The following is a 23,104-nucleotide window of genomic DNA, read 5'->3' on the forward strand; positions in this document are numbered from 1 at the left end:
CTGTAATGAAAAATATCAAACACAATAAAATATATGCATGCTGAAAAGTAATTACATAATAAGTATCGTGAACATTAATATCCAATGTTTCGTTTTTATCTACTATAAAAGACAAAATCAAAAAAATAACTGCTGCCAAAAGCAACAAAAAATAAGATTTTTTTTTAAACAGTTCTAAAATCATCAATCGTTATTCTTAAATCGTTAATCAACCCGGAATAATCTCTACCTCAGCGTTGGCATTAAATAAATATAACTTTCCGGTTTGCACCTCCAAACATTCATACCGTTTAACCCGAAGTCCTTTTTTTTGAAAAACTCTTCCGTTTTTGAGTCTGAAAAAACTTCCGGAAGGCACTTCGTGCATAAAATGAATATCCGGTTTTCGTTCGTCAAATTGTTTTAAAGCAAACGCTAATCGAGCATCGGTATCGCTACTGGCCGTTGGATTTCTAAAATGATTGGCTACCAAAGGCAAAACCGAATTCGGAAAAATTTCCGGCCGAATAAACGGAATCATCAACCGTTGAAAGGTGATTTTCCATTCGTTGCCGTGCGGTTTTATCATACGTCCGTATTTTTCAAAAGCGGCCAAATGAGCAATTTCATGCACCAGCGTAATCAAAAAACGGTATTTATTCAAATTGGCATTCACCGTAATTTGATGTTTTCCCGATGGATGCCTTCTATAATCGCCGTGACGCGTCACCCTTTCATTTACAATTTTTAGGTGAACAGAATTGGTTTTGATTAACTCAAAAATGGGTTCAACCGCATGCTCGGGGAGATATTTTAAGAGGACTTCGCTCATTCAATTGTAAAAAATTACGGTGTAGAAGAACTTACTTGTAACACCTTCCCATTGTAATATTTGTTTCCGTTTAACGAAAAATCATAAATATAATCGGCCATTTCTTTAGCAGAAAGTGGGGCTTGATAGCCTGGAAAAGCTTCTTGTAACATTTCAGTTTGAACGGCTCCCAATGCCAAAACGTTAAAGGAAATGCCTTGTTCTTTGAATTCTTCTGCCAATAATTCCGATAACGTAATCACCGCTCCTTTACTGGAAGAATAGGCTGCCAAACCGGAAAATTTCATACTCCCTTGAACACCACCCATCGAACTAATCGTAACCACATGACTGCCTTTTTGCATAAAAGGCAAACAAACTTGGGTTAAATTAGCCATAGCAAATACATTGACTTGATATACTTTTTCAAAATCGGCTTGTGATAATTGCAAGAATGGCTTTAAAACCAAACTTCCTGCGTTGTGAATTAATACATCTACATTTTTCCAAGTTTGAGCAATGAATTCTTTAATTACATTCAATCCGGATTCTTCTGACAAATCAACGGAAAGACAAGTTATATTCGAATGTTCAATTAATTCTTTTGGTGTTTTTCGGGAAATAGCCAAAACCTGATGGCCTTCATTCGCAAATTGCAAAGCCAGTTCAAATCCAATGCCACGAGATGTTCCGGTAATAATGATGTTTTTCATACACTTTTTATAAGTGCTAAAAATACAAAAACCCTTTAAGATAGCACTCAAAGGGTTTTAAAATATATTATACTTGTGAATAATTTCTACACCAGACCTCTCGAAATCACGATACGTTGAATCTCAGAAGTTCCTTCATAAATTTGGGTAATTTTTGAATCACGCATCATTCGTTCTACATGGTATTCGGCTACGTATCCATTACCACCGTGAATTTGCACAGCTTCATTAGCAACTTCCAAAGCAGTTTCAGAAGCATATAATTTTGCCATAGATCCGGAATGAGCAATATCTTTCCCCTCATCTTTTTCACAAGCTGCTTTCATGACCAATAATTTTGCAGCAGTTATTTTCACGTACATATCAGCTAATTTAAAAGCAATCGCTTGGTGTTTGAAAATTTCTTTTCCAAATGCTTTTCGCTCTTGCGAATATTTCAAAGCCAATTCATAAGCTCCGGTAGCAATTCCTAATGCTTGAGACGCTATTCCGATTCTTCCTCCGTTCAAAACATTCATGGCAAAACTGAATCCAAATCCGTCTGCTCCAATTCTGTTTTCTTTAGGTACTTTCACATCCGTGAACATCAACGAATGGGTATCACTTCCGCGGATTCCCATTTTCTTTTCTTTGGGACCAATTTCAAAACCTGCCCAACCTTTTTCTACAATAAACGCATTGATTCCTTTGTGACCTTTTTCTATATCCGTTTGAGCGATAACTAGATAAGTAGATGCAGTTCCTCCATTGGTAATCCAGTTTTTGGTTCCGTTTAGCAAATAGTAATCACCTTTATCAACTGCTGTAGTCTTTTGCGAAGTAGCATCACTACCGGCTTCCGGTTCAGATAAACAAAAAGCACCTATTACTTCACCTTTGGCTAAAGGCACCAAATATTTCATTTTTTGTTCTTCAGAACAATATTTTTCCATTCCGGCACAAACCAACGAATTGTTCACCGACATGATTACAGCAGCCGAAGCGTCTACTTTAGCAATTTCAGTCATTGCTAAAACATATGACACGCTATCTAATCCGGCACCACCGTATTTTGGATCAACCATCATTCCCATGAATCCCAATTGACCCATCATTTTTACTTGTTCAGTTGGGAATTTAGAATGTTCATCGCGTTCAATTACGCCGGGTAGTAATTCTTGTTGAGCAAAATCACGAGCTGCTTGTTGAATCATCAAATGTTCTTCGGTAAGATTGAAATCCATATGTGTTAAATTGAAGGTTTGTTTTTATAAATTTGAAGGCAAAAATAGTACAATTAACACTAATTCTCAAACGATTTCGTATTTTTAAGCCATGTTTAAAGAATCCTATCAGGTTGTGGGTGTCATGAGCGGGACTTCCCTAGACGGTATAGATTTAGCTCACCTTTATTTTTCGGTTGAAAATGGCTTTTGGAGCTACCAAATCGGAAATTGTCAAACTGTTTCTTATTCTTCTGGTTGGTTAAACAAATTGAAGAACGCACTACATTATTCGAATGAAGAATTACAAAATCTCAATAAAGATTACACAAAATTTCTAGGCAAAACTATTCGCAATTTTATTCACGAAAATTCACTTGAAAAGCTAGATGCCGTTTGCAGTCATGGCCACACCATTTTGCATCAACCTCATATCGGATTAACGTTGCAAATAGGTAATTTACCTGAAATTGCCGAAATCATAAACCAAACCGTTGTTTGTGATTTTAGAGTTCAAGATGTGAAATTAGGAGGACAAGGAGCTCCGCTCGTTCCGATTGGCGATCAATTATTGTTTTCGAAATTCGATTATTGTTTGAATTTAGGTGGATTCTCAAACATTTCTTTTGAAGAAAATGGAGAAAGAATCGCATTTGATATTTCACCCGTGAATACTGTTTTAAATTTTTATGCCAATCAATTAGATATGAATTTTGATGATAAAGGCAAAATTGCTCGCTCTGGAAATGTAAATCCATATCTATTGACTGAACTGAATAACCTTGATTTTTATCAAAAAAAATATCCCAAATCACTCGGGATTGAATTTGTAAAAAGTGTAATAATTCCGCTAATCGACAGCTACTCTATCGCTATTGAAGACAAATTAAACACATTTGTTGAACATGTTGCCGTCCAAATTGCACTAGCATTACCTGTAAAAGAGGGTAAACTACTGATTACCGGTGGAGGAGCTTATCATCTATTTCTTATTGAACGAATGAAAAATTATTTACCAGATATTTATCTCGTTGTTCCTGATTCTAAAACTTTAGAATTCAAAGAAGCCCTGATTTTTGGGTTGATGGGAGTACTAAAATTAAGAAATGAAATAAATGTTTTGAAAAGTGTTACCGGAGCCAAAAAAAATCACAGTTCCGGTTTTATTTATGAACCTTGAAAATGTAGATAAATGTCTTGAAAACTTTAGAAAAAAAATAAATTTAATCGAATTTGTTCGATTAAATTTGCATCACAAACAAACTAAAATGAAAGAATTACTCAAAAAATTTGAGACAAAAGAACCTGAAATAATTTTTAATTGGAAAGACCCCGAAACAGACGCAGAGGGATGGACAGTCATAAACTCACTAAGAGGCGGAGCTGCCGGTGGCGGAACAAGAATGCGAAAAGGACTTGACATGAATGAAGTACTTTCACTTGCTAAAACCATGGAAGTAAAATTTTCAGTATCAGGACCTGCTATTGGGGGAGCAAAATCAGGAATTAATTTTGACCCTAACGATCCTCGAAAAAAAGAAGTTTTACAACGTTGGTACAAAGCAGTTTCTCCATTATTAAAGAGTTATTATGGAACCGGCGGTGATTTAAATGTAGATGAAATTCATGAGGTGATTCCAATTACGGAAGAGTGTGGTGTTTGGCATCCACAAGAAGGTGTTTTTAATGGGCATTTTAAACCCACTGAGGCCGATAAAATCAATCGTATTGGTCAATTACGTCAAGGAGTGATAAAGGTAATTGAAAACCCGAAATTTTCGCCTGATGTAAATAGAAAATACACTGTAGCTGATATGATTACAGGGTTTGGTGTTGCCGAAGCGGTTCGTCATTACTATGATATTTATGGTGGAAGTGTTATAGGCAAAAGAGCCGTTGTACAAGGTTTTGGAAATGTAGGTTCTTCTGCCGCTTTTTATTTGTCCGAAATGGGTGCTAAAATAGTCGGTATTATCGATCGGGAAGGTGGAATTATTAATGAAGAAGGATTTTCATTTGAAGAAATCAAACGGTTATTTTTAAACAAAGACGGTAATAAATTGGTCGCTCAAAATATGATACCGTTTGAAAAAATAAATCAACAAATATGGACCATACAGGCAGAGGTTTTTGCCCCTTGTGCGGCTTCCAGATTGGTTCAAAAAAGTCAAATTGATCAAATGATTGCTTCTGGTTTAGAAGTTATTTCAAGCGGAGCAAACGTGCCGTTTGCAGATAAAGAAATTTTCTTTGGCCCTATTATGGAAGAAACAGACTCTAAAGTAAGTTTAATTCCTGACTTTATTGCTAATTGTGGAATGGCTCGCGTTTTTGCTTATTTCATGGAAAAGAAAGTACAAATGACAGATGAAGCCATTTTTTTTGACACTTCAGAAACCATCAAAAAAGCAATAGAAAAAACGCATCTTATAAATTCGTCTAAATCTAACATTAGTGCAACTGCATTTGAAATAGCCCTAAAACAATTAACTTAAATCTAACTAAAAATGGCATTATTAATCATACTCTTATTTGTTATCGGATATATGTCGATAACATTAGAACATCCCTTAAAATTAGACAAAACTGTACCCGCACTTTTGATGGCTGCTGTTATGTGGGCTTTTTTATCGTTTGGATTCAACAACGGTTGGCTATCGGTAATTGATGCTCACGGACATGTTTTTAATATGAATGAAGGAAGTTTAGAACATAATCATGAAGGGTTTTTAGAAAATTTGATGCACCATTTTGGAAAAACAGCCGAAATTTTAGTTTTCTTGATTGGGGCGATGACCATCGTCGAAATAATCGATTTACATAGAGGTTTTGATGTGATTAAAAACAGAATAAAAACAACAAACAAAGTTCGTTTATTATGGACAATGGGTATTGTTGCTTTTATTCTTTCTGCAATTATAGACAACTTAACAGCAACTATTGTTTTGATTACGTTATTGCGAAAACTTATACCTAAACGTGAATACAGAATATGGTATGCATCCCTCATTGTCATTGCTGCAAATGCAGGTGGTGCTTGGTCTCCTATTGGCGATGTAACAACCACGATGTTGTGGATTGCCAACAAAGTTACTGCTTTGGGGTTATCAGAATATGTTATTATTCCATCTATCGTATGTTTTATTGTTCCTTTTGTCATAGCATCTAAATTAAAGCCTTTTAAAGGGTCAACCGAGAGAAAGGCTTTTGGAGTTAATGAAGAATCGGAACGATTGTTGAGTAGTAAAAAAATGCTTTACATTGGCCTAGGTGCAATAGTTTTTGTACCTGTTTTTAAAATGATTACCGGACTTCCTCCATATGTTGGAATGATGTTTAGTCTAGGTTTTGTGTGGTTAGCATCAGAATACGTTACACCCTTTGATAATTTTAATAAAAACGATAAACATTTATATTCCGGACACAAAGCGTTGACAAAAATTGAGTTTTCAAGTATCTTGTTTTTCTTGGGGATATTAATGGGTGTAGCAGCTTTAGAAAGTATGGTTTTTGGTCAAATCAATGGAAATGACACGGGAACACTCAGATATGCGGCAGAATCCCTTTCCAACGCTGTTCCTAATATGGATATTGTAGTTATTCTCTTAGGAATGCTATCCTCTGTGATTGACAACGTTCCTCTAGTAGCTGCCTCAATGGGTATGTATACCTACGAAGTTGATCATTCTATTTGGCATTTTATTGCTTATTCGGCAGGTACCGGTGGAAGTATGCTTATCATCGGTTCAGCAGCAGGTGTTGCTGCAATGGGAATGGAAAAAATTGATTTCATTTGGTATCTTAAACGAATTACTTGGTTAGCCTTTGTAGGATTCTTAGCCGGAGCTTTCACATTTATGATTATTGAACATTTTGCACGATAAACAATTTAAAATAGTATTTTAGCGTTATCTTTTAACCAATCAAAAAACAAAATTAATATGCAACCAGCAGATAGTTTAACAACAGTACAAAATGCTTTATTAGAAGACCAACCCGTAGAAAAAACATTATCCATTTGGGATTTAATTACCAGTGGCGGAATCGGTGGTCAACTCATCATGATTACCCTTGCGTTATTATTATTTTTCGCTTTGTACCTCTATTTTGAAAGACTAATGGCAATTAATTCAGCTTCTAAAATTGATACTAATTTTATGAACAACATCAAAATGAATATCCTAAACGGTAAAATTGATGCTGCCAAAATGCTGTGTGCCCAAACCAATTCTCCGGTTGCCCGATTGACTGAAAAAGGTATTTCTAGAATTGGTAAACCTCTTGAAGATATTAATACTGCTATTGAGAATGCCGGAAAATTAGAAATTTATAAATTGGAAAAAAATGTTAGTATGCTCGCAACTATCTCTGGTGCAGGCCCTATGATTGGTTTTCTTGGTACTGTAATTGGTATGATTCTTGCCTTTCACAAAATGGCAAGTGGCGGCGGACAAATTGAAGTGGGTGCTTTAGCAGAAGGTATCTATACAGCAATGACAACAACAGTTGCAGGGTTAATAGTGGGTATTGTAGCTTTCATCGGATACAATCACTTGGTTGTAAAAACCGACAAAGTTGTTCACCAAATGGAAGCCAATGCAACTGATTTCCTTGATCTTTTAAACGAACCGTCATAATATGAATATCAGAGGTAGAAATAAAGTATCACCAGAATTCAATATGTCATCTATGACAGATATTGTTTTTTTGTTGTTGATTTTCTTCATGTTAACTTCCACCATGGTAACCACTAATGCATTGGATTTAGTGCTACCTAAAGCAAAAGGAAAAACAGACAGTAACAAAAATATTTCGGTGAGTATCAATAAAGATTTAGAATTTTTTATTGACAAAGAAAAGGTGCTAGAGACTGATTTAGAAGCAAAATTAATAGCCTTGTTTCCTAATAAAGATGAAAAAGCTATTATTCTAAGAGCAGAAGAAGGTGTTCCAATTGAAAAAGCAGTCAATGTGCTAGACATCGCCAACCGCAACCAAATTAAAGTGGTACTAGCGGTCCGTCCAAAATAATAAGAAGCAAATCCTGCTGTCCGTTCTTAGTTTTTTTGAATAAACCCTTTTTTTATAAGCCGTTTCAAGAGCTTCTATAGTCGCTTTGAAACAGCAATAAAAAATAGCGTTTCTTTCAAAAAAAGCTATCCACTACCATCAGGGCTAAAAAGAGAGACCATGAAATATTTAGAAACCGAATACGAAAAAAAATCATTTGCTATTTCCACAGCGATAATGGCAGTGTTGCTTTTATTAGTTATTTTTCTCGGATTATCCTACATGGATCCACCACCTGAAAACGGAATAGCCATTAATTTTGGAAACACAGATGCCGGTTCAGGAGAAACCAATACAACAGAACTTGTGAAATCTGAACCCAATGAAACACCCGAACAACCAACTGAAGAAGCAACCTCAGAACCTACATCACCTAGCAAAGCATCAGAAAACGTAATCACGGCTGATAATGAAGCGGCAATTGCCTTAAAAAAACAAAAAGAGATTGCAGATGCTAAAGCAAAAGCTGAAGCAGTGGCAAAGGCGGCTGAACAGAAAAAAAAGCAAGAAGAAGCAGAGAAGAAAGCTAAACTGGATGCCTTAATTGGTGGCGTAAAAAAATCAGAAGGAAAAACTACTGGAGGAGATGGCACTTCCACTTCGCCGGGTAATCAAGGAAAAATTGATGGAAGCATTTATTCCAACAGTTACTACGGCAGCGGTAAAGGAACAGGAACCGGCAACGGATCTTGGGGATTAAACGGTAGACGACTTTCCAGTCCGGGAGCCGTCAAAGCGGATTGCAATGACGAGGGAACAATTGTAGTAGAAGTAAAAGTTAACAAAAACGGAGGGGTGACCAACGCAAAATATAGTCCAAGCGGATCAAATACTACTAGTACTTGCCTTAAAGAAGCTGCCATAAAATCGGCCTACAAATACAAATGGAATAATGATGAGAATGCCCCTGATACTCAAATTGGATTTATAGTTTTTAATTTTAGTAATGGAGAATAAAAAATAATTTTTATTGTTAAAAACCTCACAATTGTGGGGTTTATTTTTACTCATGAATTATCAAGAAACTGTCAACTGGTTGTTCAATCAGCTACCAATGTATCAAAACTTAGGAACATCGGCCTACAAGCCGAACCTTGACAATACAATTTTGTTGTCGAATTACCTTAACAATCCGGAGAAAAAATTAAAAACCATTCATGTTGCAGGAACCAATGGAAAAGGTTCAACTTCTTCCCTACTCGCTTCCGTATTACAAGAAGCAGGTTATAAAGTGGGTTTATATACTTCACCCCATTTAAAAGATTACCGAGAACGTATTAAAATTAATGGAAAAGAGATTTCAGAAGATTTTGTTATCGATTTTGTTTCAAAACACAAATCATTCTTTGAAAATCATCAATTAAGTTTCTTTGAGATGACCGTTGGTTTAGCGTTTGATTACTTTGTGAAAGAAAAAGTAGATATCGCAATCATTGAAGTTGGCATGGGCGGACGATTGGATTCCACCAACATCATCACACCCTTAATTTCTGTCATTACGAACATTGGATTAGACCACACTCAATTTCTGGGAAATACATTGGAAGCTATCGCCTTTGAAAAAGCAGGCATTATCAAACCCAATATTCCGGTAGTGATAGGTGAATTTACTACTGAAACTAAACCCGTTTTCCTAAAAAAAGCATCCGAAACTAATTCACAAATATATTTTGCCTCTGAATTAATTAACGATACATATCCCACCGAATTATTAGGTGATTATCAAATTCAGAATAGAAAAACAGTGATGCAAATTATTTGCGTTCTTCAACAACAAAAAGAATTTACTATTTCTGAAGAAAACACTAAAAAAGGATTTTTAAACGTAATAAAAAACACAGGCTTAACAGGAAGATGGCATCAAATGGGAGAAAAGCCGAAAATAATTTGTGATACGGCTCATAACAAACACGGACTATCAATTGTACTCAAACAACTGAAAAAACAAAAATTTGAAAAACTTCATATTGTTCTAGGAGTTGTAAACGATAAAGATTTAGCTGAAATTTTATCTTTATTCCCGAAAAATGCATTGTATTATTTCTGTAGCCCTAAAAATTTACGCGGTTTAAATCCTGAAATTCTTAAACAAAAAGCAAAAGAATTTGGATTAAATGGAAAAATATATAATTCTGTTTCAGAGGCTTATCAAAAAGCAAAGGAAATGGCCAAGCCAAAAGACTTAATTTACATCGGGGGTAGTACTTTTGTAGTGGCAGAAATTTTATAATTTTTTTTGTTTTTTTATTTGCAGATACCAAAAACTGTTCTATATTTGCACTCGCAATCAAGCACTAATCGGGCGATTAGCTCAGCTGGTTCAGAGCACCTCGTTTACACCGAGGGGGTCGGGGGTTCGAACCCCTCATCGCCCACAAAAAAACTCCCTAATAGCTTAGGGAGTTTTTGATTTCTAAAGGGGTCATTAACTCAGTTGGTTCAGAGTGTCACGTCGACAACGTGGAAGTCATTGGTTCGAATCCAATATGACCCACTTTTTTATTTCATTTTTAATTTACAAACATTCAAGTGTTCTTTCAAGGGCCATGCCCCGAGAACCTTTGATTAAAATAAAGTTATTGTTAAAAGAAAAATGCTTAACATATTCTGAAAATTCAGTGAAATTTTCAAAAAAATGTAAAAATGAGCTTTCTTTTTTTACTTTATAAAATTCTTTTCCAATTAAAAAACAAATAAAATCAACTTTATTTTGAAGGAAATTGACAATTTGTTGATGCTCTGAAAAACTATCTTCACCCAATTCAAACATATCCCCCAGAATAGCAATTTTATTCTTTCTATCCAATTGAATAAAATTTTGTATTGCTACCTCCATACTACTTGGATTGGCATTATAAGCATCGAGAATAATTTCGTGTTTGTTTTTAAAAATTATTTGTGAACGATTATTTTTTGGATAGTAGCTCTCCAAGCCTTGTTTTATGGCATTAGTATCAACGTTAAAATATATCCCAACAGTAATAGCTGCCAAGATGTTGGTAGCATTGTAAAGTCCGATTAGGTTAGATTGAATTTCAACATCATGATACTTTATCTTCACAAATGGATTTGCCTCAATTGCATTAACAAAAACAAAGCTACTAGGGTACAATGAGCTAAAGGTAATTTTATCCATCTCTAATGTTTTCGAATATTGGATTGAATCATCAAGATTTACAATTACTTTTTTATTATTTTCAGAAAGATAATCATACATTTCAGACTTCCCTTTTATTACCCCTTCTACACCACCAAATCCTTCTAAATGTGCTTTACCAAAATTAGTAATGTAGCCATAATCAGGTTGAGCAATTTTACATAAAAATGCAATCTCCTGTTGATGATTTGCACCCATCTCCACAATCCCAATTTCAGTTTCTTTAGTAAAGGAAAGTAATGTCAGCGGAACACCAATATGATTATTCAAATTACCAAAGGTTGATTTGGTTCTATATTTTTGTGACAATACAACTTGAAACAGCTCTTTGGTTGTTGTTTTTCCGTTACTACCTGTGAGAGCAATAATAGGTATATTTAAATATTTTCTATGAAAACTAGCTAATTGTTGCAATGTTTCTAAACAATCTGAAACTAAAATTGTTTGATCATTCAAATAGTATTGATCATTATCAATTAATACATAAGAGGCTCCTTTCGCTAATGCTTCATTAGCAAAAGCATTTGCATCAAAGTTTGCTCCTTTTAGGGCAACAAATAATGAGTTTTTCTCTATTTTTCTGGTATCAATGGAAACAGAAGAACATTCTAAAAAGCAAGTATGAATTTGAGCAATAGTCATAAACAAAAATAGTTTAAAAATAAAAAGCCCCACGAAAGGGCTTTTTTATAGTTTGCATAAAGAAAATTATCGAGTTGATTTAGGTTTTCCTCTTGCCGATTTTTTGTTTGATTTTGGTCCAACCTTAGACATTGCACAACGGAAACCAATGTCATCTGTTGCAATATCTTGAGGGAAGAATCTTCTTTGAGCCGGATCCAACCAATAAGCTCTGTCTCTCCAAGAACCTCCTTTGTAAACTCTTACATTATCATCAATAAGTGTTGTTCTTTTCGAAGATCTGTCATATTTTCTTACCATTTCAGAAGATGCACTATCGACAGTTACTTGATGCTTTGGCGAGTCATACATTCTGTTTTTTTCACTTACTGTATTGTCTCCTTCTTCCTCTGAACCGAATTTATAAAAACGGATGGATTGTTTATCACCGTCACGGTAATTTCTGTTGTCACTTTTGTCGAAATTTTGTCTTAAGTACGTTTCTTTCTCATCAACAGGCACTTGTGCAATTTGACCAGGAAGATTTCTGGCAATGATTTTTCCGTTTGCTAATGTATCATAAACAATATTTTCTGAAGTGATTAATTCAACTTTACCATCTTCACCAATTTTGTTTTTCATATAAACATTCCCTCTATAGTAGTTAAAGTCATTTGCTTCATCATCTACTCTTGGTCTGTAAACATCGGCAACCCATTCGTTCACATTTCCTGCCATGTCATACAATCCAAAATCGTTTGGCGGATATGACTTAACTACTTGAGTGATATCAGCACCATCATCTGACCAACCTGCAATTCCACCATAATCACCTTTACCTTGTTTGAAGTTGGCTAATTGGTCGCCTTTTACAACTCTTTTTCCAGAACGTGTGTAGCTACCATTCCAAGGGTATTTCTTTTTACCTTGGTATAAGTTGTATTCTCTGTTTCCAACATTAGCAACAGCAGCATATTCCCATTCAGCTTCCGTTGGTAGTCTATATTCCGGCTGGATTAAACCAGAAGAACGTGTTGCATAAACATTTTTTGCTTCAGAAGATTCACCCTCTCTATTAGTAGTTGCTTTAGCACGACCACCTTTACCTTTCAAAACAATTTCTTCATCACCACCAAAAGCTTGAGACGGTGTATTGATATATGTTTCTGTGCTAAAAGATTTTTCTGCAGTTGCATCAAGTAATTTAGCGTCTTTTTTTAGATACTTATTTTTCTCCAAAATATCTTCATTAACACGATCAGTTCTCCATTTACAAAACTCTACAGCTTGAATCCAATTTACACCAACTACCGGATAATCCTTGTAAGCAGGATGTCTCAAATAGTTATTTGTCATCTGTTCATTATAACCTAATCGATTTCTCCATACCAAAGTGTCCGGCAAAGCACCGTTATAAATATTGGTATAGTTCTCATTATTTGGATCAAAAATTCGCTTTAACCAATCCAAGTATTCCATATACATAAGGTTGGTAACCTCACTTTCATCCATAAAAAAAGATTGAACGTGTTGCTGATTTGGAGTATTATTCCAATCATGCATTACATCGTCCTGAACTTTTCCCATAGTAAAAGTCCCTCCTTCAATTGCAATAAGACCAGGGGCAGCCTGTTGCTTTTTGAAGTTTGATGCGTACTGAAAACCACCTTTTTTATCGTTGATTTTCCAACCGGTTGCCGTAGATGAATTTTTTGAGCTTGAACCCTTGCTACAACTTGCAAGAAGAAACATCACTGCCAATCCAAATAGCAATCTTAATGTCATAACTTTGTTTACTTTCATACGTTAAGTAGGTAATAAATTTAGAGCCGCAATATACTAATAAACCTTTATATTACAACAGTTTTTTAAAATTTTTGTCAAAAGAACAAATTTATTGTCTTAAATACAAACCTATAACGAAAAAATAATTTGTTTAGTATAAATTAAAAATCGTTGCGAAAATTTATATCTTGTAATAAATTTGCATTCGTTACGTTTAAACCTTGTTATGAAAAAGATTATACTCCTGTATTTCATTTTATATGGATTGTTTAGCATTGCTCAAAACAGTGTAAACATTCAAGTATCTTGGGACAAAGACAATAAACTTAACCTTGGAGACCATCATTTAAACATCCCTCATTTTCAGCAAAGTAACTTTTTTTTTGACGATGTTAGCAAGGTAATTCTTTACAATCAAAAAATAAATTTATCTACTCCAGTAGACGAAAATTCAATTCAAGTAACTTCTCTAACTTATGAAAACATTTCGCAAAATGAGCTTGGAGATTTAGCACTAGACAAAATTCCAAATGATATTACGATAACAATAAAAAACGGAAAAGCAAGAGGTTTACTACAAGCTCTAATTACGTTTTCACCTATAATCAAGACAAATGAAGGTTTCAAGAAAGTAAAATCATTCGTTGTTACATATAATAATGCTAACAATTATCAACAAAGAAACGATAGTCTCTTAAATTTCAATACAATTCAAAATTCAGTTTTAGCCACGGGAGAATGGTATCGGTTTTATGTTGAAAAATCTGGAATATATAAAATTTCAAGAAATTTCTTAAGTCAACTTGGCATGAATACCAATGTTGACCCCAGAACAATCAAAATATATGGGAATGGAGGAAGGATGATTCCTTTACTTAATAGTATTGAATACCCGTCTGATTTAGCAGAAAACGCCATACTATTTGTGGGGGAAGAGGACGGCACATTTAATCCGGAAGATTACATTTTATTCTATGCTGAGGGAACCGATAATTGGAACTCTGAATGCTTAACCCACCTTAATTTATACGAAGACAAATCCTATTATTATGTCACTTCTTTGGGCGGAACTGGCAAAAGAATAACGCAAGCTACACAACCTACTAATCCGGCCACAACTGTTTTTACAACATTTGATGACTACCAATTTTATGAGAAAGACCTCGTAAATATTGGTAGGTTGGGAAGAAATTGGTTTGGAGACCAATTTAGTTCTCAAACATCCCTTTCTGTTAATTTTGGTTTTCCAAACATTCTAACGAATTCTACTATTCAATTTACAGTAACGAGTGCTGCAGTTTCTTTATCAAGTTCTAGTTTATCAATTAATGTGGGCGGACAGACACAAAACATTAACTTTACAGCTATACCAACATTCAGTTCCGTATTGTTTTCATCCGGAACAGCTCAATTTAACATTCCAGCCACACAAGATGTCTCAATAGAATTGAACTACAACAATAATGGAGTACCAAGTGCGAGAGGATATTTAAATTACATTGTGGCTCGTGCAACTAGAAACCTCATAGGTTACGGTAAACAATTTCGGTTTCAAAATGAAGCGGCAGCAACTTTAATTGGTGTGGGAGAATATCAATTATCAAATGCCTCATCAATTCAACAAGTTTGGGATATTACAGATATTTACAATGTAACCCGATTTGAAAACACTGGAAATCAAACTTTTTCTTTTAGAACTGATTTGGGAGAAAACAGAAAATACATTGCTCTTGAACCAAACGATTATTATAACCCTTCAAGAGAATCACAATCAAAAGTAGTCAATCAAAACATAAAAGGAACAATTTTCACTGATGCACAAGGTCAATTTCAAGATATCGACTATCTGATAATAAGTCCTGTTAATTTAGCCTCTGAAGCAGAAAGATTAGCTAACTTTCACAGAAACTACTCCGGTTTACATGTTAAAGTAGTGACGCTTGATAAAATTTACCATGAATTTTCATCAGGAAAACAAGATATTGGGGCAATCCGTAATTTGGTAAAATATGTTTATTTCAACGCTTCTGATGATTCTAAAAGAATAAAATACCTCAATTTATTTGGGGATGCCTCCTTTGATTACAAAGACAGAATACCAAACAACACCAATATTGTTCCCGTTTTTCATAGTCAGAATAGTGAATCACTTTTAAGTTCAACCATGACAGATGATTTCTATGGTATGATGGACCCGCACGAAGGTAGAATGACTAGCCAGAGTAACTTACCAGGATTTGAAGCTTTAGATATTGCAGTGGGCAGAATGCTGGTTTCTTCGGTACAGCAGGCAAAAGAAATGGTTGACAAAGTTATTCAATACCACGACATTGATTCCTACGGAAGATGGCGAAACAATTTTACTTTAGTATCAGATGATGTTGATGATAGTTGGGAAAATCAAATTCAAAACGGAATAGACAATTTAGGAAACACTATTAATAGTGAAAAACCGTTTGTAAATGTACTCAAATTTCATGCGGATTCTTATGTTCAAGAAGCTTCAGCAGGAGGACAACGTTATCCCAAATTAAAGCAAGAACTCTTGAATGCAATCCAAAATGGCTCTCTGGTTTTTAATTATTTTGGCCATGGAGGCGAAGACCAATTAGCCTCTGAACGTATTTTTGAAAAAACAGATGCTCAAAACTTAAACAACCAATACCGATACCCTCTTATCATAACCGTAACTTGTGAATTCACTCGGTTTGACAACCCATATAGAGCTACTGCTGGAGAATTTACTTATTGGAATCCAACAGGTGGTGCGATTTCATTAATTACAACAACCAGACAAATTGGTGTTACCACGGGTCAACAGATAAATGAAGAATTTTCCAGTTTTCTTTATGGCTATGGCTCTGATTCTAATGAAGATTCAACCATTGCCGAAGCTTTACGTAGAGCAAAAAATGCTTACAACAGCCAAACATTAATGGTTTTCTATATTGGAGACCCTGCCTTAAAATTAGCTATCCCTAAACCTAAAATTGTTCTGACCAAAGTTAACGATGTTCCAACCGAATCTTCTACTTTAGTTTTTAATGCTTTAAGTAAAATAAAATTGTCCGGTGAAGTGAGAGATGAAAATGGAGACGCACTATTATCAAATTACAATGGCGATATTGCTGTTCAAATTTTTGACAAATCAATCAACCGAACAACTTTAGGTAATGACAACACGAGAGACAGTTCAAATAATTTGATTTTAATGAATTTTCAAACCTTGGGCGAAACAATTTTTAGGGGAAATGCATCGGTTACAAACGGCCTGTTTGAAATTGAATTTATTGTTCCGAAAGACATTTCTATACCGGTTGGAAATGGCAGAATTAGTTTTTATGCAAAAAGTCCAAACCCTACTTTGCAAGACCAAACAGGATACGACACATCCATCTTAATAGGAGGAATAAATGAGAACGCACCGGAAGATAACATTGGACCAAGCGTGAAACTTTATATGAATGATCAATCCTTTATTTCAGGTGGAATCACAAATGCAAGTCCAATTTTCTTGGCTTTTTTAGAAGACGAAAACGGAATAAATACGGCAAGCGGAATTGGTCACGATATTGTAGCCATATTAGACGGTGACGAAAACAACCCATATATCTTAAATGATTATTATGAAACAGAACTGAATGATTATACAAAAGGCAATGTTCGTTTTCCGTTTAGAGATTTGGCTCCCGGATTACATACCATAACCTTTAGAGCTTGGGATGTGTATAATAATCCGATTTCGGCAGAAATTCAATTTATTGTCGTTGGAGAAGAAACCATCAGTTTAACCAATGTACTCAATTACCCAAACCCTTTTGTCAATTATACTCAATTTTGGTTTTCGCATAATCGCCCCTTTGAACCGTTGGATGTTCAGGTACAAGTTTTTACTATCACCGGAAAGATTATAAAAACCATAAACCAAGTCATTAATACTGAAGGCTTTTTATCGAGAGAAATTACTTGGGACGGAAGAGATGATTTTGGTGACAAAATCGGAAAAGGTGTGTATGTTTACAAACTCACTGTCAAATCAAACCTTACCAATAAAAAAGTTGAAAAAATAGAAAAACTTGTTATCCTTTAAGAAAACACTATATTTGTTGAATATTATCCAGATTTTATAATGAAAAAAATAACCGTATTTTTAATTTGTCTCTTTGCATTTCAAAACATATTCGCTCAGAATCAAGATAGAGTAATTACCACAGGAGTACCTTTTTTACTGATTGCAGCCGATGCTCGTGCAGCCGGTATGGCAGACATTGGAGTAGCTACTTCTCCAGATGCCTATTCGCAACAGTGGAATCCGGCAAAATATGCTTTTGCGTTAGAAAAGGTTGGTATTGGTGTAAGCTACACCCCATATTTAACAGATTTAGTGAATGACATTTCGTTAGGTCAATTAAATTACTACAATCGTATTAGTGAAAAAAGTGCTTTTGGAGGAAGTTTGCGTTATTTCAGCTTAGGAGACATTGAATTAAGAGAAAATTTTGATGACGAAGCAAGAATTGTAAGCCCAAATGAGTTAGCTGTAGATGTATCCTACGCATTGAAATTGAGTGAACGTTTTTCCACCTCAGTTGCCTTTCGATACATCCGCTCACAACTAAGAATCCCTGAGGGAACAACCGATGCCAAACCGGCAAGTTCTTTTGCCTTTGATATTGCGGGCTATTATCAATCTGAAGAAGAAGCCTATGACAGCTTCAATGGAAGATGGAGAGCTGGATTTAATTTTCAAAATATTGGTCCTAAAATTAATTATGATGAAGATGAAGTTTCGGAATTAAATTCTAACTTCCTTCCGGCTAATATGCGATTAGGTGCCGGATTCGATTTTATTTTTGATGAATATAACAAAATTGGATTAAATGCCGAAGTGACTAAATTATTAGTACCTACCCCAATCCCTCCAAAATATATTGATGTTGATGATAATGGGATTATTGATGAAACAGATATTGGCGACCCTATTAACACTAATGCACAACAAAATGCTAGAAATGAATACCAACGTATAGGTTGGGTGTCCGGAATTTTCAAATCATTTGGTGATGCACCGGATGGTTTTAGCGAAGAGCTAAGAGAGTTTACATGGGCATTGGGAGCTGAATATAATTATCAGGATTCTTTTGCTCTACGTTTAGGTTATTTTAACGAACACGAAACAAAAGGAGCAAGAAAATATTTTTCATTCGGAGCAGGATTTAAATATACCGTTATTAAATTAGACGTTTCTTATTTGTTTTCTGCTTCTAAAGTTAAAAACCCGCTCGAAAACACCTTGCGTTTCTCTTTAACCTTTAATTTTGGCGATAAATACGATGAATATTAATCCATCATACTAACAAAAAAACAATCCAAATTTCTACATAGAGATTTGGATTTTTTTTCCACTATACATTATGAAAAAAGTTACTATATCAACCGAATTTACTGTTTTTGAAAACATAGAACAATTGCCAAAGGAAATAAAAGACCTAATGAAAAAGGCAATCGAAATAAGAAAAAAAGCTTATGCCCCATATTCCAAATTTAAAGTTGGTGCAGCTATTTTACTTGATAATGGAAAAATAATTTTGGGTTCTAATCAAGAAAATGCGGCTTACCCGTCCGGACTTTGTGCAGAGCGTGTGGCTATTTTTCAAGCTGGAGCAATTTATCCTGATGGGAAGATTTTAAAATTGGCCATATCAGCAACCTCAGAAGAGAAACCTGTTTTATCTCCTATTCCTCCCTGTGGTTCTTGTCGTCAATCAATCGCTGAGTATGAATTTAAACAAAATTCACCTATTGAAATCTACTTCATGGGTGAATCTGGAGAAATTTATAAGTCTGACTCTTTGACTAACTTATTACCACTGGTATTTGACAAAAATTATCTGTAAAATTATTTACTTACTAAAACGTTATCGTAAATAACTTTTTATAAACTTTGATATTTTAAGCCGATTAAATTTTTACATCTACTTAGGATGTCTTATTTTTGCTTCTCGCAAATTTGTGCATAACTTATTTGTAAAAACAACAAAACAATCATATAAGATTCAAAATAGAAAAATGAAGAAAATAACCAAAGAAGTTTATCTGCAATGGTATGAAGACATGCAGTTTTGGAGAAAATTCGAAGACAAATTAGCTGCCGTTTACATCCAACAAAAAGTCAGAGGGTTTTTACATTTATATAATGGCCAAGAAGCTGTATTAGCTGGTGCATTACATGCAATGGATTTGTCAAAAGACAAAATGATTACAGCCTACCGTAATCACGTTCAACCCATTGGAATGGGCGTTGACCCTAGAAAAGTAATGGCTGAACTTTACGGAAAAGCAACCGGAACATCTAAAGGTATGGGTGGCTCAATGCACATCTTTTCTAAAGAACATGGTTTTTATGGTGGTCACGGAATTGTAGGAGCTCAAATCCCGGTTGGTGCCGGAATGGCTTTTGCCGATCAATATTTCAACACGGGTGGCGTTACATTGACCTATTTTGGAGATGGGGCTGCTCGTCAAGGTTCACTTCACGAAGCCTTCAATATGGCTATGTTGTGGAAACTTCCTGTTGTATTTATTTGCGAAAACAATGGGTATGCCATGGGAACTTCAGTAGAAAGAACTGCTAACCACACTGATGTTTGGAAGCTTGGTTTAGGCTATGAAATGCCATGCGGACCGGTTGATGGAATGAACCCAGTAAAAGTAGCCGAAGCCATGCACGAAGCTATCGAAAGAGCTCGCCGTGGAGACGGACCTACTTTCTTAGAAATGAAAACATACCGATACAGAGGTCACTCTATGTCTGATGCACAATTATACAGAAGTAAAGAAGAAGTTGAAGAATACAAAAAAATTGACCCTATCACACAAGTTTTAGATATTATCAAAGAAAACAATTATGCTACTGATGCAGAAATTGAAGTAATTGATCAACGCGTGAAAGACTTAGTTGATGAATGCGAAAAATTCGCAGAAGAATCTCCCTTCCCGGAAGTACAACAATTGTATGACGTGGTGTACGAACAAGAAAACTATCCTTTTATCCCACATAAACTATAAGCACTATGGCAAAAATTATAACTATGCCACGTTTGAGTGATACAATGACAGAAGGAGTTGTAGCAACATGGCTTAAAAAAGTTGGCGATACAGTAAAAGAAGGTGATATCTTAGCCGAAATTGAAACCGACAAAGCAACAATGGAATTTGAATCATTTGATTCTGGAACGTTATTACACATCGGAATTCAAGAAGGTGAATCTGCTCCCGTTGATTCATTATTAGCCATCATCGGTAAAGAAGGTGAAGATATTTCCGGTTTATTGGCCGGAGGAAGTGCTGCTACTTCAAGTATTTCTGTTACTTCTGAAACTCCAAAAGCTGATGAAACTAAACCGAAAGTAGCTACTGAAATTCCTGCAGGAGTAAAAGTAGTAACCATGCCTCGCTTAAGTGATACCATGACTGATGGAACAGTAGCAACTTGGTTGAAAAAAATTGGTGACACTGTAAAAGAAGGCGATATTCTTGCCGAAATTGAAACCGATAAAGCCACGATGGAATTTGAATCTTTCAATTCCGGAACATTATTATACATTGGTGTGCAAGAAGGCCAGTCTGCTCCGGTAGATAGTATTTTAGCTATCATCGGCCCGGCCGGAACGGATGTTACCGGTATTGCTGAAAATTTCACTAAAGCTGGAGAAAATCCTAAAACAGAAACAAAAAAGGAAGAATCAAAACCTTCATCCGAACATAAGACTGAGACAACTGTAACCGAATCTAACGGTAGAATTTTTGCTTCTCCATTAGCAAGACAAATAGCTAAGGAAAAAGGAATAAACCTTTCTCAAGTAAAAGGTTCCGGTGAAAACGGTAGAATTGTAAAAAGTGACGTTGAAAACTTCACCCCATCAGCAGTTACTCCTCAAAAAGCAGTACAACAAGAAAGTGTTACTCAACCTGTAGCTGTTGTTCAACCATTCGTACCGGCTGGAGAATCTTATTCAGAAGAAGTGAAAAACTCGCAAATGCGTAAAACCATCGCTCGTCGTCTTTCTGAATCTAAATTTACTGCTCCTCATTACTACTTAACGATTGAAGTAGGTATGGATGAAGCTATGAAATCCAGAGCAGTTATCAATACCGTTCCGGATACCAAAGTATCGTTTAACGATATGGTTGTAAAAGCTTGTGCAATGGCATTGAAAAAACACCCACAAGTAAATACACAATGGAAAGATGATGTAACAGTTATCAACCATCACGTAAACATCGGTGTGGCTGTAGCAGTTGAAGATGGACTTGTAGTTCCAGTATTGAAATTTACAGACCAAATGAGTTTAACGCAAATTGGTACTGCGGTAAAAGATTTAGCCGGAAGAGCTAAAAACAAAAAACTACAACCTTCCGAAATGGAAGGAAGTACCTTTACCGTATCCAATTTAGGTATGTTTGGTATAACTGAATTTACATCTATTATCAACCAACCCAATTCTGCTATTTTATCAGTGGGAGCGATCATTGAAAAGCCTGTGGTAAGAAATGGTCAAATCGTAGTGGGAAATACGATGAAAGTAACTCTAGCATGTGATCATAGAACCGTAGATGGTGCAACAGGTGCTCAATTTCTTCAAACGCTTCGAACGTATTTAGAAAATCCGGTTACTATGTTAGCTTAGATTTAACTATAACTATATATAAGAGCGAGTTCAATTTGGACTCGCTTTTTTGTGATAACATCTAGCATAGAGAAAATTGTTGCAGTTCTAAGGGGATATTTATATCTTGCGGCAAAATTTTTACAAACTTTTACTAATAAATAACAATTTAAAAATGAAGACACTTTGTCTAAGCCTATTTCTATCAATAGTTTTATTGATAACATTTAATTCCTGTTCTTCTAATGATGAGGAAGGATGCGGAAAAGTATCCAATATATCATATAGTACAAGTCCTACTCAAATAAGTATTAACTTTCAAACCGTAAATAATGTCAATTCTTATTTGATTGAATACGGTGTTGCTGGTTTTACAAAAGGCACCGGCACTTCATTTCCAACATCCCAAAATGGTGTATCTATTGAAAACTTAACACCCGGTACTTTATACGATATATATATTACCAGCTTATGTGAACAAGGACAAACCAATTTTTATAAAATTGCTAATATTGCCACTGAACAAAGTCAATGTACAGGTCAAGTAAGTGCAACTTTAAACCAATGGTACAGCACACAAAACATCGAAATCTATTTTGAATATAATGGAGGTAGTGTTGAGAGTTTTGAAGTTGAATATGGATTACAAGGTTTTACAGTAGGAAATGGTACTAAACTTACTTTTAATTCTACTAGTGGAACTATACAAGGAATTCTAACTAATACAACCTATGACATTTATGTTAGAGCTATTTGTTATCAAAGTGATAAATCGGAAGCTCAAAAATACACCTATACCACTATTGGTCCGTGTCCAAAACCTATTTTTTTAAATACCACGCTAATTTCAGGAAGTTGTACACAAGGAACTGCATACAGAAACTTTAGCTGGAATTATGACTATAGTAATGCACAAAGTTTCACTATTTCTTTAGTAGGTCAGGGTGGCTTACCGCAAAATGGAAATCAATTCACCACCAGTAATGAATCAATTGCATTTTCCAATATGTTTTGTAGTTGGAATCAATTTTACGTAAGAGCAAATTGTTCAGATGGTAGTACAAGTGAATGGGCTGGACCGATAAATTTTTAATTGC

At 35.1% G+C, this 23,104-nt stretch carries 18 protein-coding genes and 2 tRNA genes; 15 read left to right on the forward strand and 5 right to left on the reverse strand.

The window, feature by feature from the left end:
* Positions 1–208: 208 nt before the first annotated feature.
* From R2782_RS08395 to R2782_RS08405, 3 genes are all read right to left on the reverse strand, one after another.
* A complete protein-coding gene (locus R2782_RS08395; RefSeq protein ID WP_371267788.1) occupies positions 209–811 on the reverse strand; it encodes a SprT-like domain-containing protein in 603 nt (200 codons plus the stop codon).
* Positions 812–825: 14 nt separating this feature from the next.
* Positions 826–1,503: an SDR family NAD(P)-dependent oxidoreductase gene (locus tag R2782_RS08400; protein ID WP_371267789.1), complete on the reverse strand. Its 678-nt coding sequence runs from the start codon at positions 1,501–1,503 to the stop codon at positions 826–828.
* A gap of 86 nt (positions 1,504–1,589) precedes the next feature.
* Positions 1,590–2,726, reverse strand: coding sequence for an acyl-CoA dehydrogenase family protein (locus R2782_RS08405; protein WP_371267790.1), 1,137 nt, complete (start codon positions 2,724–2,726; stop codon positions 1,590–1,592).
* Between the two features lie 91 nt (positions 2,727–2,817).
* On the opposite strand from R2782_RS08405, the gene R2782_RS08410 reads away from it, so the two are divergent.
* The 9 genes from R2782_RS08410 (at position 2,818) to R2782_RS08450 (ending at position 10,269) form a co-directional block, all read left to right on the forward strand.
* Positions 2,818–3,885 (forward strand): anhydro-N-acetylmuramic acid kinase, encoded by a 1,068-nt coding sequence (locus tag R2782_RS08410; RefSeq protein WP_371267791.1) that lies wholly within the window; start codon positions 2,818–2,820, stop codon positions 3,883–3,885.
* An 88-nt stretch (positions 3,886–3,973) separates the two neighbouring features.
* Positions 3,974–5,200: a Glu/Leu/Phe/Val dehydrogenase dimerization domain-containing protein gene (locus R2782_RS08415; RefSeq protein WP_371267792.1), complete on the forward strand. Its 1,227-nt coding sequence runs from the start codon at positions 3,974–3,976 to the stop codon at positions 5,198–5,200.
* Positions 5,201–5,212: 12 nt separating this feature from the next.
* A complete protein-coding gene (gene nhaD / locus R2782_RS08420; RefSeq protein ID WP_371267793.1) occupies positions 5,213–6,589 on the forward strand; it encodes a sodium:proton antiporter NhaD in 1,377 nt (458 codons plus the stop codon).
* Between the two features lie 57 nt (positions 6,590–6,646).
* On the forward strand, positions 6,647–7,342 hold the full coding sequence (locus tag R2782_RS08425) for a MotA/TolQ/ExbB proton channel family protein (protein WP_371267794.1): 696 nt from the start codon (positions 6,647–6,649) through the stop codon (positions 7,340–7,342).
* Position 7,343: 1 nt separating this feature from the next.
* Positions 7,344–7,736 carry an ExbD/TolR family protein gene (locus tag R2782_RS08430; protein ID WP_371267795.1) on the forward strand — a complete coding sequence of 131 codons (393 nt, stop codon included), beginning with the start codon at positions 7,344–7,346 and terminating at the stop codon, positions 7,734–7,736.
* A 159-nt stretch (positions 7,737–7,895) separates the two neighbouring features.
* Positions 7,896–8,732 carry an energy transducer TonB gene (locus R2782_RS08435; protein WP_371267796.1) on the forward strand — a complete coding sequence of 279 codons (837 nt, stop codon included), beginning with the start codon at positions 7,896–7,898 and terminating at the stop codon, positions 8,730–8,732.
* A gap of 52 nt (positions 8,733–8,784) precedes the next feature.
* Positions 8,785–10,005 (forward strand): folylpolyglutamate synthase/dihydrofolate synthase family protein, encoded by a 1,221-nt coding sequence (locus R2782_RS08440; protein ID WP_371267797.1) that lies wholly within the window; start codon positions 8,785–8,787, stop codon positions 10,003–10,005.
* Positions 10,006–10,075: 70 nt separating this feature from the next.
* Positions 10,076–10,150 (forward strand) — tRNA-Val (locus R2782_RS08445).
* A gap of 44 nt (positions 10,151–10,194) precedes the next feature.
* Positions 10,195–10,269, forward strand: a tRNA-Val gene (locus tag R2782_RS08450).
* Between the two features lie 21 nt (positions 10,270–10,290).
* Here the strand turns inward: R2782_RS08450 and murF are convergent.
* Both murF and gldJ read right to left on the reverse strand, forming a co-directional pair.
* Complete coding sequence (gene murF / locus R2782_RS08455; protein WP_371267798.1) at positions 10,291–11,574, reverse strand: UDP-N-acetylmuramoyl-tripeptide--D-alanyl-D-alanine ligase; 1,284 nt, start codon at positions 11,572–11,574, stop codon at positions 10,291–10,293.
* 66 nt (positions 11,575–11,640) lie between these two features.
* Entirely contained in the window at positions 11,641–13,356 is a 1,716-nt protein-coding gene (gldJ, locus tag R2782_RS08460) for a gliding motility lipoprotein GldJ (protein WP_371267799.1), read from the reverse strand.
* A 208-nt stretch (positions 13,357–13,564) separates the two neighbouring features.
* On the opposite strand from gldJ, the gene porU reads away from it, so the two are divergent.
* The 6 genes from porU (at position 13,565) to R2782_RS08490 (ending at position 23,100) form a co-directional block, all read left to right on the forward strand.
* Positions 13,565–17,428: a type IX secretion system sortase PorU gene (gene porU, locus R2782_RS08465; protein ID WP_371267800.1), complete on the forward strand. Its 3,864-nt coding sequence runs from the start codon at positions 13,565–13,567 to the stop codon at positions 17,426–17,428.
* A 39-nt stretch (positions 17,429–17,467) separates the two neighbouring features.
* Positions 17,468–18,682, forward strand: coding sequence for a type IX secretion system outer membrane channel protein PorV (gene porV, locus R2782_RS08470; protein ID WP_371267801.1), 1,215 nt, complete (start codon positions 17,468–17,470; stop codon positions 18,680–18,682).
* A 70-nt stretch (positions 18,683–18,752) separates the two neighbouring features.
* Positions 18,753–19,235, forward strand: a complete 483-nt coding sequence (cdd, locus tag R2782_RS08475) for a cytidine deaminase (protein ID WP_371267802.1) — start codon at positions 18,753–18,755, stop codon at positions 19,233–19,235.
* Between the two features lie 172 nt (positions 19,236–19,407).
* Positions 19,408–20,406, forward strand: coding sequence for a pyruvate dehydrogenase (acetyl-transferring) E1 component subunit alpha (gene pdhA / locus R2782_RS08480; RefSeq protein ID WP_371267803.1), 999 nt, complete (start codon positions 19,408–19,410; stop codon positions 20,404–20,406).
* Positions 20,407–20,411: 5 nt separating this feature from the next.
* On the forward strand, positions 20,412–22,028 hold the full coding sequence (locus R2782_RS08485) for a pyruvate dehydrogenase complex dihydrolipoamide acetyltransferase (protein ID WP_371267804.1): 1,617 nt from the start codon (positions 20,412–20,414) through the stop codon (positions 22,026–22,028).
* A 154-nt stretch (positions 22,029–22,182) separates the two neighbouring features.
* Positions 22,183–23,100 carry a fibronectin type III domain-containing protein gene (locus R2782_RS08490; protein ID WP_371267805.1) on the forward strand — a complete coding sequence of 306 codons (918 nt, stop codon included), beginning with the start codon at positions 22,183–22,185 and terminating at the stop codon, positions 23,098–23,100.
* Positions 23,101–23,104: the final 4 nt, after the last annotated feature.

The organism is Flavobacterium sp. (assembly GCF_041392085.1).
Classification (GTDB): domain Bacteria; phylum Bacteroidota; class Bacteroidia; order Flavobacteriales; family Flavobacteriaceae; genus Flavobacterium.